Below are 15,399 nucleotides of genomic sequence, written 5' to 3' on the forward strand. Positions count from 1 at the left end.
TGCCATCCCTGCCCGCACTGGATTCAGATCCACATAGGCCATACAGGTCAATAATGCGCCTTCATCCAATAAGGCCTGGGACTTAAAACGCCCTTCCCAAAACCGGCCTTTGCAGTTGTCTTCTTCATTGGCCATACGGGCGATAGTTTCATTCACACCGCGCATAAACCAACTGATGGCACACAACCGCTCTCGCCATTGGCTGCTGGTGACTGAGCCGGCCTGTAGCTCAGCGGGTGACATCGTCTCACGAATCGCCAGCCAACGATTGATCAATACATCACCGTTGTACAGCTGTAGCCAGCGCTCCACCACCTCATCATCCGACCAGCTTTGAGCACGCGCCTGATCCACATGCAGCACCACATGATAATGATTGCTCATGATGGCATAGGCACAGATATCAATGGCGTAGATATAGGATAAAAACCGCAAACGCGATACCAGCCATTGCTTGCGGTGATCGAAATTCTCACCGGTTTCAGCATCCACACCACACAAATACGCCCGCCGAACACAGCGCACCATACAGTGATAAAAAGACGTCTCATCCAGAGAGACTTGTTCGTTACGGGGTTTGGTCATGGTGGCGAATGCTAGTCGATGTAAAAATAAATGTCAAATTTATGGATGTCCTTTTTATATGTTTAGCTTAATGGCAAAAAGCAAGACCTGACCCTATCGCTCCTCCCCAGACGGTCGAGTCAAGACGCGAGTAACTGGAGCGGATCAGTCGGCAGTTGACGGAGGTCTTGGCGACCTTGGAAGGCAGCCAGGTGATTACCCGGATCATCATCGAGACCGATGAGGAACACAGCGCTCAGGTGGCGCGGTTGGTCTCCGGGGTGATTGGGTCCATCGAACAGCAACTGAACCGGGTGTATGGGGAGGTGGAGGCGGTCAGGCTCTGGCGGTAGCGGGTTGGGTCGTAAACAGAACAGCCCCGTGTGGGGCTGTTGTTGTGAAGGGGTTGGTCATTTAGCTTAATGGCAAAAGGCAAGACCTGACCCCATGGCTTGCATTAACTCGTCACACCCATCAATCGGCAGTTAACGCGTCTCCTTTATCTTTGTTATGTTTTATTCAGGCAGCTATTAATTTCTTCAATAATTTTATTATGATGAGAACAAGTATCCACTATCCAATTATCGCCTTTAACGATAATTCTTTCTTGTTCCCTATTTTGAAATGAAATTAGCAAGTAAGGATCAAGCATATAACTACCATTGAAACAGATCATTCGATCTCTCAGTAACGAAATCTCACTGACCAAATCAGCAGATAATCCACTACTTTCCATATCATCAATAGTTTCAATAATAGCCAAAGCTTCTGTTTTCATTAATGAGTCAGAAACAGTAACCAGATTTTTAAAAAAAGAAGCCAAATCTAAGAGAATTGATTTTGCATTATATGTATACGCATCATTTCCTATTTTCTTGCTTTCAATCACAAGAAAACACTTTCCATCATCTAAAGTTCCATCAAGCTCTACAGATATGTTGTTCATACTTATTTCCCCCAGGGAGAATTTTTGCCAGTAGCTTTCTCAAAACCCAGAGCTTTTCTTACTATGTCAGGGATTCTATTGCGCGTTAAGGGTGCTGAGACATCACGGGTACTTCCTGACCAATGATAAGTTCCATTTCCGTTATTTGAATATCTATATATTGCCTTTCCATCAGCACTTCTTGCGTATCGTACTCCATTGTATTCTATAGAATTTTTATATGCGTCAGCATAATCTTTAGGCTGCGTACCAGCAGATCGATTATACCCAGGTCGGCCAGGAATATGCTTATCATTAGTTTCTAATTCAGGTAAAGGATCTTCATCGTCCCCACCATTAGGAGGTGTTCCATATGTATCAGCTCCTTGGCGTTTGCGATAGTCGGGAAGCCCATTCAGTTTTGGCTGATCAACTTGTTGCTCAACCCACCAGCCAAGAGCGACACCCGCAGTAAACTGAATAAGTTCCCAAGCAGGTATTGCTAGAATCGCAAACTGCCCATCCGGATCAGTGTACTTATACGGATTATTATTCGCATAAGCATACCGATTGAAGGACAGTGGATTTGTCTCCACGAACCCCACCGGATCCACGGCATAAAACCTTCCCAACACCGGATCATAATAACGGGCCTGCATGTACGTCAAACCCGTATCCGGGTCATGCTCATGACCAGTATAGCCGATGCGGTTGTTTGTTTTCAGGTCCTGATTTTCGACCTTACTGCCATAAGGCATGTAGTTTTCTTTCCAGATCACCTTGCCCAGCTCATTAGTAGCTGCGACCGGTGAGCCCAAGGCGTCGTTATGGTAGTAGGTGGTCAGGATTTCGGCATGTGGCTGAGCTGCAAGAAAGTACAATGCCAAAACCATCAATCGGGATACTGAAAACGAATTCAATATCCGAAAAGTAGCTCTTAAAATATTCATAGTCTGCCCTCCTTAATGCAATATCAGACTGATAATGGCGACCATGGCACCGGCGTTATAACTCGGCATACTGTCTTCAGCATCAGCAATGCCATCACCATCGGTATCCGAATTGGTTGGGGAACTATGATATTGATTGACTTCTTCTGCATCGGTCAGGCCATCACCGTCGGTATCAACATTTTGGGGATCAGACCCTAGTGCAACTTCCTGACCATCCGTCAGACCGTCATCGTCATAATCATTATCAAATGGCAACGTACCTGCTTTGATTTCTTCAGCCCAGCTCAAACCATCATGATCAAAGTCTGTATCGGTTCCATCCTGAGGATTGAGCTCCCAGTGAATTTCTTTACAGTCTGACAAACCATCATGATCACTGTCTACGTCACTACAAATTTCATTGGAAGCGATTTTCTGTCCGGCTGAATATAAGTATATCGTTGGATGGCTGTCCGCAGCTTCTTCGTATACCAGTTGTCCCTGACTGTTGTATACGGAATAACGCTTAACCTTACCATTGAGTGTTTCCACAACTCGTCTACCATTGGTGTCATACTCATAGCCATAAGTGTTATTTCCCTTTTTTAGCGAAGTCATGAGTTGCTGCGCACCATATTGCATAGAGGCTTCACCATTAGCGATGACATTACCCACAGAGTCATAATCAAACTGATATGGCAAATCGCCTTTAACCTCATTCAATCGGTTTGTCTGGGGGTCGTAATCATAAGCTAAGTCTATACCGCCCGTATTTTTACTCACAATGTTGCCTAGTGCATCGTAACGAATTTTGCCTTTCGCCCAAGAGGGGCCGTAAACCGCAGTCAGCTGACCATGTTGGTCATAACGCAACGACCGGGCATTACCTTTCTCCAATACATTACTTAACTGCATAATTTGATTATTCGTGTAGAAGACATATTTGATATCGATAACACCGGGCACACGAATCTCTGAGCGGCGTTGACGGTCATCCATTGCATAGACAGCTGCTCCGTTTATACCGGGATACTTAATAGTGCTGGGCCGATTATATACATCGTGACTCAGCGCCCTAAATACCTCCACATGATCCTGTTGATAATTGGCGGTTGCTTTAGACAATCGCCCGGCATGATCGATATCCAGGGTATAGCTGAATGATTGCGGGTACTCTATTCGCTTTAGCTGGTCCCACTGATTATATTGATAGCTGATGTTGATGGTCTTATTACCATGGTTCAATAACTGCAGGCGTTCTGACTGAAGATTACCATTTGGATCATAGGTGTAACTCCATTCATTGATATCACTTCCCTTACTCTTTAATTGTCCTGTCGAGTAATAATTCAATACATACTTAAGTGCGCCGTTATCAAAATCCTTGGTGATTAAACGATTCAGTCCGTCATAACTATAAAGCGTTGCAGTCTGCCCGGGATAACGCCGTGAAACAAGATTTCCATTTGCATCGTAACGGACATCAACAACCCCGATCTCAGGCACTTCATAAGAGCTCAGTTGCCAGTCTTCCGCATAGTTGTATTTTTGTGACTGTAATAATCTGGCATTAGGACTTGTGTCTAAACCCGCTTCTTTCTCCAGTTTATCCACTCGTGTGATTAAACCAAGGGAATTGCGATGGATCCTGGTGACTGCATTTTTGTCAGACTCATGAACAGACCCACGGTAAGCATTAATATTGGAAATTGCTTCAGTCGTTATTAGGAGCTGCTCATCCGGACTGCCATAACTAAGGTAGGCATACCGGGTAGTCACACTTTCTTCATCAGTGACTTTGACCGAATTACCTGCCAAATATTGATAACGGATACTGGAACCATCAACATGAGTAATACTCAGCAAACGCCCCAATGCGTCATAGTCAAAAGAATCACCCTTATTTTGTTGACCAGGATAGCTTGCGAAGACCTTACGCCCATTATCATCGTACCTGTAATACACCGTAGCACTACGATTACTTTGATAGTCTTCCATGACTCGTCCCAAGCCATCAAGTTGTGATTGATTTATGGATTGTCCACCACGCAGAGCATTGGTTTTCAGCCCGTTACCGTTGTATTCATAACCCACGTCAATATCGCTGTCATCAGCACGTGCTGTAATAATTTTTGTCAGTCGGTTGGCAGCATCATAACGGTACTCGTGCTTCACACTACTCACATCTCCATTCGAAACTCTGGTAAAAGACTGTAAATTACCGTAATTATCAACCTCTTTGCGCACACTATATGCTTCAGGTCCACGGACATTACGCGCCACACCCAGCCTGTAATCAGAATAGCTGTATTGGTTATTTAAGGGGTCTGTTATGGAGGTTATCTGGCCAATGGAATTATAGGCATATGTCGTGGTATGTCCGTATACCGTTTTACTGACCATCCTGCCCTGATTGTCATAACCATAGTGGGTTTCCCCACTTATTCCGTCAATGGATTCAGTCTGCAATAATCCAATCACCCAATGCTGATCATTAGCAATATTGCGATAAGTTCGTCGGGTGACTCGTGCTGGGTTTGTGGTCCATGCACTACTACCCTCAAACTTAAACCGTGAGTATTCACTAATACTTCTGGGGTTGCCGAAACCGTCAAAATCTGAATAGTCGGTTACATATTGATCCTGGCCATCACTTTTATAGTCTGTGATTTTTACTTGCTTGGTTAAGGGACGATAAGTATTGGAGGATGAATTTAATGGGAAGCGCGAAAAAGATACATATACTTTTTGATTAGCACTTGAAACTTTCATAGACTGATATTGATATTCGATCTGTCTCAGCTTATTACTTTTACAATCATTACTTCCATAAATAACTTTTCGTTTTATAGTCCCAGCCAGATAAAGATCTTTTTGAGAGTTTGAATAGTATACGTTCTCATAACAATAGTTCTTCCCTTTCTCATAAGCGTATACTTCATCGTGATTATCAGCATAGTCATAATTAGTAATTATTACCCCATAACCTGGCACAGTCATCTTTCGAGAGTGCAACCTGCGTGAACTAGAGCGATTTATGGAGTAGTTTTTGTAGCCGTACTCTGCAACAACCCCCAACTGAGAAACAAATTTGTCACGCCTTGCGTCAGGCATAAATGAAGTACCATCAGCATATAACATACTCTTGATAGAAAAGTGACCATAAGAATTTTTCTGATATTTATATTCAATGATCGTTCGTCCACTTCTTTTGACTGACTTCAGAAGATAATGCTGAACTGGGTAGTTCTTTGGACGAGTGATTTCCATTTCGTAGTTAAAATCCAGTGTCAAACCATTTGAATGTTTTACTCTGGTTACGTAAGTCACATTGTGGTGTTTTGTTTCATCACTTTCTTTTTCAAGTAAAGTTTTACGGTCGTATGAGATATCAATATATGCTCCAGTATTACTTTCAATCTTTTCAACCAAAAAAGAGATGCCATGAATACCCAGAGAATGAATACCCAGAGAATACGTCAAGCCATCAGGGGAATGGACTCGTATTTTTCCATTATTTCCTTGACTACATGTCAAGGTCCATAAATCTGTTGATATTTTTTCAGCACCTCCAATAGATGAATAATAAAATGTCTTTATATAACCATTTGGCAAGCGAAAGAAAATTGACTCACCATGATCACATCCCTCCGAAGCACTTTTAAGGCTTATCGAACCAAAGAAGATGGAGCGCCCCTTAAAACTGTCATCAACACTGTACAAACTTAAAGCCAGGCCACCTGGATCCTGCAGAACCATATCAGGGCGATTATAGAGCATACTACCTGTATAAGGATCATAATCACCAAATGAACTATTAAAAGTAGGTCTGAAAGTCGCCAATCCCGGAGAAGAGTCCTCATACAAAACTTCATCGACAGCGAAAACGCGGGCTGAACAGAAAACAGCCACTACAGAAAAAATACAGGCAATAAACCGAAGTCGGCTTTGGGAGAAATCAAGCATGGGTAAATATACTCATTAATATATTCGCAGAAGTTCTGCTAAAAAAGCAGTTATCGTTTTAGGAGAATTTGACCAAGAGGAAGAGCCATAAACAGCTCGTGATATATCCTTACTGATAACCCCTTCCATCGACAGCATCTACATGTCCTTCATAGAAACAACCAAGTACAGACAACAACAGAGATGTGGTCGTCAGTTTTTTGCATGAAACAGGTACTTCAATACAACCAGCTTCTCATTTTTTGTGTGAAATAAACCAATATTTCCTGCCTACCAACGATATCGGATAGCCAGGGCCACCCCACCACCCTATATCGTCATACATGCAATCCATTGGCGATCAAATGTCTGGCATGATTTCATCACAACAGGATTTCAACCATTCAAAATAAGTCTTCTTGACACGCATTTATTATTGGTGAATTTTTAAACACAAAAATCCGTTAGCGTCACCCCAACTCTTCCAGCCTCCAACAACGCCAGAACATCAAATCAGCTGAAACAATTATTTTCATCGAACAGGCAAATCAACGATCCAAACCATGCTTAACCGCAAGAATAGCGGCCTGGGTACGGTCGGTGACTTCGAGTTTGTTTAGTACGGTGGAAACGTAGTTACGTACGGTGCCTTCCGACAGGTGTAGCCGGGTGGCAATACGGGGATTGCTGAGCCCCTGTCCGATCAGTTTCAATACGGCCAGTTCACGTTCGTTCAGTTCTGATAACCACGGTGGTGCCGGTGGCCGGCAAGCGGTATCGTTTTTAAAAAGTAAACCGGCTATCTGAGGATCAAGATAGTGTTTGCCATCCAGGGTTCCGCGAATGGCTTTGATGAGGTCTTCGCGCGTGGTGTCCTTAAGCAGATATCCACTGGCACCGGCAGCGAGGGCCTGGCTCAGCCACTCGTCGGTGTCATAGGTGGTTAACATGAGAACGCGCAGATCAACATGGTTTTCGAGGATTCTGGCGGTCGCGGCAATACCATCGAGCCTCGGCATGTGAATGTCCATCAGGATCAGATCAGGCCGGTGCAGGTCGGCGAGTTCAACAGCTCTGATGCCATCTTCTGCCGTGGCCACTACTTCAAAATCGGCTTCCAGCGAGAGGATCAGTTTTAATCCATCTCTGACGATGGCCTGATCATCAGCAACCAATATACGAATCACTCGATATTCCTCAAACAGGTTTTATAAAGGGCAAATAGGATGCCTTTAATCAATTGCAAATGTTGCCACCACCCGAGTTCCTTTTTCAGGCCGGGAGATCACCGCCAGTTCCCCACGTGCAAGTAGTGCCCGTTCTTTCATACCTTTGATGCCGAAGCTGTCACGATCTTGATCACTCAAGCTAAAGCCTCTGCCATCGTCCTTGATTTCCAGATAGATACGATTGAAATCACACTCCATACGCAGACTCAAATGACTCGCATTGGCGTGCTTTTTGACATTGTGGATCGCCTCTTGGGCAATGCGATATAGCGTATTCTGCAAGCCCTGATCAAGTTTATTGATGTCAGCCTCATCGGGTAGTAAAACCTCGACGTCAATGGTATCACCCAACTCTGTCAACAGTTTATTCAGTCCGGTTACCAGTCCCATTTGTTCAATCCGGCCGGAGCGCAGGTTCTGCAATGCAAAACGGGTTTCTTTCAGGCCATCGCGGGCCGTGTCCAAAGCAGTCTGGACGGCGGTTTTGGCCTGCTGAGGATCAGCATCAATCAGTGCTTTGGTAACTTCCAACTGTACGGTCAGTGCGGTCAGAGAGTGCGCCAGCGTGTCGTGCAGTTCTCTGGCCATGGATGCTCTTTCACGATTGGCCGCCAGTTGTTCCAGAGTGTCATGATAGTTCAATAGATGAGTGTTGGACTGCGCCAGGCGGTTACCCTGTTCATGAGCGTATTTCACCATTCCAGCCATAACGTGACCAATAAACAATATGATGATAAGGCGGAAACAGAGCAGGTACCAAACTTCGTGGTGCTCAGACATGGGATCAAGTACGAACCAGAACAGTGGCAAATCAATCAATGTGATTAGCATCGCAAACAACAAGACGCCTTTATGCCGGTAAAACCATGCGGTAAAGATCATGGCGACAAACAGGAAAGGAATCTGATGGTAGAAGTCAATAAAGACATCGCGCTGGTACGTCACCGGTTCAAGCCAGAACCGGGTATTGATCATGACGGCCGGAATCAACAGTAACATCGCGATAAACACCAATGGGTAGTAACTGCCGAACCATCTTTGAAAGACTGGCGCACTTAGAAAGAAGATCAGCGCCAGTAACGAGATGGGAAAAAACACCCGATAGGTATACAAATCCTCTATCCGTCCAAGAATAATTGCCATGATGACGGATACCACAAACTGAATCAAAAACCAGATGGTCAGGCTCTTTTTCAACACAGGAAAAACGTCATGGTCCCATTGGCTGACGATATCCGGTTTTTGCGGTTGCATAGAGGGTCTTAATCCTTTTCCAGTTGCGTCAGTTCAGGCCGGAAATCAGCGATGATGCTGTACAATGCCGGCATCATGAACAGGACAAGAACACTGGCTGCCAACAGCCCAAACAGCATACTGGTCACCAGCGGGATCAGCGATACGGCCTGCCGACTGGTTTCCAGCATCATGGGTGCCATGCCTACCAGAGTGGTGGCTGAGGTCATGATGATAGCACGGAAACGATCCATGGCTGATTGGATCGCGGCTTCCTTAAGCGTCATCCCCTCTTTTAACCGCAGGCGGACAAATTCGCTTAACAGAATGGAGTTATTAACAACAATGCCACCGAGGGCGATATACCCCATCATACTTGGCATGGAAAATGGTTGTCCCATGATCCAGTGTCCAATCAAAGAACCGGATAATGCGATTGGAATCACCCCCATGACCATAATCGGTTCAAAGTAATTTTTGAACTGCATGCTGAGCAGAAAATAAACACCAAACAGGGCAATCCCAAATCCCATCAGCAGTGTGGTCATGCTCTCATTGACCCTTTCCGACTCTCCACGCAGCTTCAATTCCAGATTCGGATACTGCCGCCGAAGTTCGGGGAACAACTCCGTTTTCAATTTCCGGGTAATATCACCGGTAGATGTCAGGCTGTTGTTAATATCACTGCCAACGGTCACCACCCTGCGGTTATTAACCCGGGTAATGACGGCCCAGCTCTGATCCCAACTGTAATCCATCACCTGATCGATGGGAACGGCGTCGGAGTTGGTCAGTAATACCAGGTTATCGATATCCGCCAGGCTGTCACGGGCATCCTGGCTGTATTTCAACACCACATCAGTGGTGACGCCACCGCTTTGTATCTGGTCAATCGTCTGTCCAATAAAAGCCGTTCTAAGCTGAGAGGCGATGTTCGAAGAGGTCAACCCCATAGAATAGGCCCCAGGCTTCAGGGAAAATTTCAGCTCACTTTTACCCAGGGTCATGTCGTCCTGAATATTAATGGTACCCTGGTAACCAGCCAGTGTATGTTTGATCTTTTGTGCCACCAGAGTCAGGTCATCCAGATTATTGCCAGCCAGTTCAACAGAGATAGCCTGACCGGCCGGACCAAAACTGGGCTCCTTAATATTAAACGCCGAGGCATCTGCAATCACCGGTGCATGTTTACGCCAGTACACCATGAAGTCGTTGGTTGAAGTTTTGCGCTTGTCCGAATCCAGCAGATCGACCGAAACCGTTGCCATGTTATCACCGCTGATAGACGAATCCTGGTTCACACCATAACGAATCAGGATATTCTGCACCGGGTTCTCATGGTTGTGCTGTTTGATCTCGGCAATGGTTTGATCCAGTGAAGCGAGAATCTCGGCCACCACTTCATGGGTGCGCGACAGGGTAGTGTCAGCAGGCAACAGAACCCGTGCGTCGACATTATTGCCAGCGGCCGATGGAAAGCCCTGGAATTTCACCAGGCCACTGGCGAACAATCCCAGGCTGGTAAAAAACATGATAAAGGTGAGGGCAATTACGAGATAAGGTCGGCGCACGGAAAAACCTGCAACCCTGCCCACTTTCACCGTCAGCGCTGCAAACTGGCGATTAAACCAGCCTTTAAAACCGTTGCTCTCGGTTCCAACATGGGCGCTGCCATGGGCCAGGTGGTTCGGCAGAATCAAAAAAGCTTCGATCAGACTGATACTGAGAACGATCAACAATACAATCGGCAGGAACTTGAGGATCTGCCCGATATCTCCCTGGATCGTCAGTGTCCCACCAAAGATTAATGCAGTGGTGGCAAACGATGACAATACGCCCCGCCCCACTCGGGTAACGCCCTCATAAACAGCATCGAACAATTCATTGTGCGTCAGCTCATGTCCCAGTTTCGCTTTGGTTTCGGTAATCCTGGTGGCAATGCTTTCGGCAATCACGATGGCATCGTCCATCAGAATGCCAAGAGAGATCAACAGCGCCACCAGGGTAATCAGGTTCAGGCTGATACCGAACATCCACATTACAAACAGTCCGGCAGCAAACGATACCGGCAGACCAATTGCAACCCAGAATGCATAGCGGAAGGAAAAAAACAGCCACACCACCAGCAGTACCAATACCAACCCCTGAATACCGTTTTGTACCACCAAACGAATACGGTCGGAAACGATGGACGCAACATCCAGAGTCACATCAAGATGAATACCTTTCGGCAACGCCGCCTGACGGCTATCGAGATAGGCCTGGATTTCATCAAACACTTTTAAGCCATCATCCGATACCGCTTTGTTGATGGTCATAATGATGGCAGGCCTGTCGTTGAAGATCACTTCATTGTCACGATCACTGAACCCATCGCGTATGGTGGCAATATCCCCCAAGTGCACTTCGCCGCCATCGGAATTACCCAACACAATGATGTTTTCATAATCAGCAGCCGTCAGTCGCCGGTCAGCAACACGCAGGGAATATTGCCGGTCTTTGGTTTCCAGCGTACCCAATGGCAGATTCTTGCTCTGTGCGCCGATGATGCTGGCGAGATCTGAAATATTCAGATTCAGACTACGGAGTTTTTCCGGGCTGATTTCAATCCGAATTTCCTTGTTGATGTATCCGGTCATGTCTACATCGGCAACCCCATTGAGGCGAAGCAGATCCTGCTCCATTCCCTGACTCAACTGAAACAGGTCCAGTCTGGAGACATCTCCACTGATGGCCACAGACGCCACGATATCGGTAAAGCCGGATACCGAGATGACCGGGTCGTCAGCGTCGTCCGGCAGCGTCGTCACAGCATCAACCTGGCGCTGAACATCATCCTTGAACCGCGCAAAATCAGCACCTTCTTTCATTTCCAACTTCAACGAAGCGCCGCCTTCAACGGCAACACAGGTTTTCTCTTTCATATTATTAATACCATTGGTGGCTTCTTCCAATGGCTCGCAAATGCCGGATTCAACCTCTTCTGGTGTGGCACCGTTATAACTGACGCTTACCCGCAGAATCCGACCATCTATAGACGGAAATGTTTCCCGCTGTAATTGCGGCAAACAAAATGCGCCCAATGCCAGCGCCAGTAACATCAACAGGTTGGGAACGGTAGGATGCTGAATCAAATATCTGAGCATGATGTTCCCCTTTATTGCCGTGTCAGCGTATCAGACATGGCTTGAAAGACTGAACGCTGCTCAGTGCCGGCGATTTTCATGCCGGCCACCGCTGGAGCAAGAGAGGACACAATCACTTTATGATGACTGGGCGATTGAGCCAACACAGCATAATCGCCCTGGTAAAACAGAATATCGACAGGTTCGATTAACAGCGTGTCATCATCTCCGACCAGATATACCTGACGTTGATGAATGGCGCTACGGGGAACCACCCAATAATTCCGCAATGGCGCTCTGATCGTAACAGCGGTATACAGCCCTTTCAGTGACACGGGGACTTCAACATTAAAACCAACCACGATACCCAACATCCGGGTAGTGGTATCAAAACCTTCGCTTAAACGTAAGGGCTGCGCCGGCACTGCATTTTTGGCCGATGTTTCGGAAGGCCTGACGGTTGCGGTCATATCGGCAAATCCAGTGTCCCGACCAAGGTTCTGAACGAATTGGGTATCGGATAATTTTGCTTCGACTTCATAATCGTAAGGACTGCTGACAGAAAACAACTTCGAACCAACAGCAACATAACTACCCGCTGAAACGCTCACTTCGCCAATCCGGCGATCAGCCTGAAGAGTGATTTCCGTGCGTTCGAGATCCCGCTGTTTCTGTTCGACAACAGACTTCAGGTTATCGATCTCTGCATCGATCATTTCCAGATTGGAGGGCACCAGCGCCAGCTGTAATTCAGCATTACTGACCTCAGTCCGGGTGCTCAAAATGACTTGTCTCTGACTGTCCAGAGCAGAGCTGGACACATTGCCGTTTTGAGCCAGATTTTCCAACCGTTTGAATTCTTTCTGTTGGAGTGCCAGCGTTTGTTTGGCAGCATTCAGATTGGATTGCAGGTTCTCTTTTTCCAGTTCAGCCTGCTGACGGCTGATCTGCTTGGCTTTGAGATTGGCCTTAGCCTGAACCAGACTCAGTCGGATATCCGTCGGATCGATGGTCAGTACCACGGTACCGGCTGGCAGCACCTGACCTTTTTTCAGATTGGGATGAACATAGGATACGGTACCGCTGGTTTCAGCACTGATCTCAAGTTCGGTTGTGGGCTGTACGGTGCCATAGGCCACAACATAGGGACGAATATTCAGCGGCTGAAGATTGATATAGTAGGCGGCGGTGCCATCATCCACTTCGACAGCCTGGCCCACAGGAGAACGGCTGGCACCCATGACCGCCAGTATCAGAACTCCGATCACCAGCCCGGCCACCATAATGGCGATATTCTTGATGTGCTTCATATACAGGCTCCCCATTAAAATGGAGCCAATATATAGAGGCAGACTGGCAATGTCTGGTGAGCAGAGTCATTTAATGGTATGACAGCTATCATAAATTCTGGCTATGACAGCAATATGCCCTACAAACGGTTATTGGCCGTTTTTTATAGTTTCATCCGATTCCATACGACCATCTCTGATGGTGATGATTCGATGGGTACGATGGGCCAGTTCAACGTCATGGGTCACTACAATCAGCGTACGCCCTTCCTGATGCAGTTCGCGGAACAATGCTTCGATATCATTGCCGGATTTTGAATCCAGCGCGCCGGTGGGTTCGTCTGCAAGAATGATATCGGGATTGTTTACCAGAGCCCGGGCCACTGCCACGCGCTGTTTCTGACCACCTGAAAGCTGGTTGGGTTTATGATGCAGACGATCTCCCAGACCAACCCGCTCCAGCAGTTCCGCAGCCCGTCGCCGCCCCTGGCGACTGCCGACACCGGCGTATATCAACGGCAGTGCCACATTATCGAGTGCACTGGCATATTCCAGCAGGTTAAAACTCTGAAACACGAAACCAATCTTACGGTTGCGAATATGTGCCAGTTGATGACCGGACAATGAAGATACCTTCTGACCATCCAGCCAATATTCACCGGCAGATGGTAAATCAAGACACCCCAGCACATTCATCAGAGTTGATTTACCAGAGCCGGAGGGCCCCAGGATAGCCAGGAACTCACCACTGTGAATCTCCAGAGACACGTTATCCAGAGCCCGTACCGGTTCGGCATCGCTCGGATAGATCTTATCAACGTCCTGCAGCTGTACCAGTGCTTGTTTCACGGTTTGCTCAATCATAGAGACTACTCACTCTGTAATGCAGCCAGCGGCATGACACTGGCCGCCTTGCTGGCCGGAAACCACGCTGCCGCCATGCCCACCAGAGCCAGCGCCAGAATGACCAGCGAAACGATGGGCCACGACAATTCCGGCAACGGCTGCCCCAACTCGTTGAACAGCATATTACCGTCCAGCGGCAAATGACGGATACCGGTGATGACTGCCATAGTCAGCAATAATCCGAGGCCACCACCGATGGCCATGGTCAGCAACGCCTGCACAAAATAATGTACCCGGATGGCGGTCGGAGTCGCACCAACCGCCATGCGTACACCAATATCGCGGGTGGAACGCCTGACGGCAGCAAACATGACATTGGCAATGCCGATACCGGCCACCGTCAACGTGATCAACCCGATAATGCCCAGAAATGCCTGCAGCCCCAGCAGGAAACGGCGCATGGTCTTTTGCTCCAACAGTATGTCTTTGATCTGCACAAACTGTGGATCGTCCACCGCTGCACCATATTTGCGGCTGATTACCTGTCGGGCAGTACTGGCCAGGCGCTCGCGACCGGCACCGGTAGCCGGCAGAATATCAATGGCCGAAACCGGCTCACCCGGATTGAACTGCTGCCAGGTGGCGAACGGCATAAATATCGAATAGTCCGCCGGTACACCCTGTTCCAGCTGCGCACTGGTTTTGCTCAGCACGCCAATCACAGTGAAATCCTCTTCCCCCACTTTGACCTGCAGACCGACCGGATCGGTTTCCAGTTTTCCAGCGTCAACCCAACTCCAATGCCGGGAGGCATTGAACAGCCCAACCGCCGCAGAATAGCCCAAAATGATGACCTTACGCCGCTCAGCCTGATCCAGAGGATTAAACCAGCGTCCACCCGGCAATACCTTAAGACCGGTAAGACGCTGATAGCCCGGGCTGACGGCAATAGGGGTCCGCCAGGCGCGACGATTCTCGTATCGAACCCGCTTATCCCAAACAGCGGTCACCTCGGCATGATCCACACCGGGTAACGCGCGTATCAGTTCCACATCTTCAGGCTTAAGCTTGAGCCGGGTTCCCTGAATCACTGCACCGTGACTCTGCTGGGCATAGCCACCGCTCAGATAAATCAGATTGCCGTTACCACTGGTGGAAGTACGGATGATGCCCTGTCGCAACCCCTCACCAATCGACAAAATCGTGGCAATACTCAGAGCCGACCAGGCGACTGCCAGAATCGTCAGCAGCAGGCTCAACTTTTCCGCAGCCATTTCCTGAAGAACCTGTTTCAACGGTAAAACCATCATC

The 15,399-nt window shown here is 47.5% G+C and carries 11 protein-coding genes; 1 reads left to right on the forward strand and 10 read right to left on the reverse strand.

Annotated elements, in window-relative coordinates; all coding sequences use genetic code 11:
- Positions 1 to 585 (reverse strand): transposase (locus ACQY6I_RS06020; RefSeq protein WP_428240568.1); only part of this gene is annotated, 585 nt, incomplete at its 3' end.
- Positions 586 to 740: 155 nt separating this feature from the next.
- Here ACQY6I_RS06020 and ACQY6I_RS06025 point away from each other — a divergent pair.
- Positions 741 to 917, forward strand: coding sequence for a hypothetical protein (locus ACQY6I_RS06025; RefSeq protein ID WP_428240569.1), 177 nt, complete (start codon positions 741 to 743; stop codon positions 915 to 917).
- 155 nt (positions 918 to 1,072) lie between these two features.
- On the opposite strand, the gene ACQY6I_RS06030 is transcribed toward ACQY6I_RS06025, so the two are convergent.
- From ACQY6I_RS06030 to ACQY6I_RS06070, 9 genes are all read right to left on the reverse strand, one after another.
- On the reverse strand, positions 1,073 to 1,510 hold the full coding sequence (locus tag ACQY6I_RS06030) for a hypothetical protein (RefSeq protein WP_428240570.1): 438 nt from the start codon (positions 1,508 to 1,510) through the stop codon (positions 1,073 to 1,075).
- Positions 1,511 to 1,512: 2 nt separating this feature from the next.
- Entirely contained in the window at positions 1,513 to 2,439 is a 927-nt protein-coding gene (locus ACQY6I_RS06035; RefSeq protein WP_428240571.1) for an RHS repeat-associated core domain-containing protein, read from the reverse strand.
- A gap of 12 nt (positions 2,440 to 2,451) precedes the next feature.
- The gene (locus ACQY6I_RS06040; protein ID WP_428240572.1) at positions 2,452 to 5,193 is read right to left on the reverse strand and encodes a hypothetical protein; all 2,742 of its coding nucleotides are present in this window, start codon (positions 5,191 to 5,193) and stop codon (positions 2,452 to 2,454) included.
- Positions 5,194 to 6,914: 1,721 nt separating this feature from the next.
- Positions 6,915 to 7,553 (reverse strand): response regulator, encoded by a 639-nt coding sequence (locus ACQY6I_RS06045; protein WP_428240573.1) that lies wholly within the window; start codon positions 7,551 to 7,553, stop codon positions 6,915 to 6,917.
- Positions 7,554 to 7,598: 45 nt separating this feature from the next.
- On the reverse strand, positions 7,599 to 8,849 hold the full coding sequence (locus ACQY6I_RS06050; RefSeq protein WP_428240574.1) for a sensor histidine kinase: 1,251 nt from the start codon (positions 8,847 to 8,849) through the stop codon (positions 7,599 to 7,601).
- Between the two features lie 8 nt (positions 8,850 to 8,857).
- Entirely contained in the window at positions 8,858 to 11,974 is a 3,117-nt protein-coding gene (locus tag ACQY6I_RS06055) for an efflux RND transporter permease subunit (protein WP_428240575.1), read from the reverse strand.
- Positions 11,975 to 11,985: 11 nt separating this feature from the next.
- On the reverse strand, positions 11,986 to 13,263 hold the full coding sequence (locus ACQY6I_RS06060; RefSeq protein ID WP_428240576.1) for an efflux RND transporter periplasmic adaptor subunit: 1,278 nt from the start codon (positions 13,261 to 13,263) through the stop codon (positions 11,986 to 11,988).
- Between the two features lie 129 nt (positions 13,264 to 13,392).
- Positions 13,393 to 14,106, reverse strand: coding sequence for an ABC transporter ATP-binding protein (locus ACQY6I_RS06065; RefSeq protein WP_428240577.1), 714 nt, complete (start codon positions 14,104 to 14,106; stop codon positions 13,393 to 13,395).
- A 5-nt stretch (positions 14,107 to 14,111) separates the two neighbouring features.
- The gene (locus ACQY6I_RS06070; protein ID WP_428240578.1) at positions 14,112 to 15,398 is read right to left on the reverse strand and encodes an ABC transporter permease; all 1,287 of its coding nucleotides are present in this window, start codon (positions 15,396 to 15,398) and stop codon (positions 14,112 to 14,114) included.
- Position 15,399 lies beyond the last annotated feature (1 nt).

It is taken from the genome of Gynuella sp., assembly GCF_050297175.1.
Lineage (GTDB): Bacteria > Pseudomonadota > Gammaproteobacteria > Pseudomonadales > Natronospirillaceae > Gynuella.

Coding starts and splice junctions, on each gene's coding strand:
- ACQY6I_RS06035 (WP_428240571.1), bottom strand. CDS start 2,439: ATGAATATTTTAAGAGCTACTTTTCGGATATTGAATTCGTTTTCAGTA.
- ACQY6I_RS06060 (WP_428240576.1), bottom strand. CDS start 13,263: ATGAAGCACATCAAGAATATCGCCATTATGGTGGCCGGGCTGGTGATC.
- ACQY6I_RS06030 (WP_428240570.1), bottom strand. CDS start 1,510: ATGAACAACATATCTGTAGAGCTTGATGGAACTTTAGATGATGGAAAG.
- ACQY6I_RS06065 (WP_428240577.1), bottom strand. CDS start 14,106: ATGATTGAGCAAACCGTGAAACAAGCACTGGTACAGCTGCAGGACGTT.
- ACQY6I_RS06040 (WP_428240572.1), bottom strand. CDS start 5,193: ATGAAAGTTTCAAGTGCTAATCAAAAAGTATATGTATCTTTTTCGCGC.
- ACQY6I_RS06050 (WP_428240574.1), bottom strand. CDS start 8,849: ATGCAACCGCAAAAACCGGATATCGTCAGCCAATGGGACCATGACGTT.
- ACQY6I_RS06070 (WP_428240578.1), bottom strand. CDS start 15,398: ATGATGGTTTTACCGTTGAAACAGGTTCTTCAGGAAATGGCTGCGGAA.
- ACQY6I_RS06055 (WP_428240575.1), bottom strand. CDS start 11,974: ATGCTCAGATATTTGATTCAGCATCCTACCGTTCCCAACCTGTTGATG.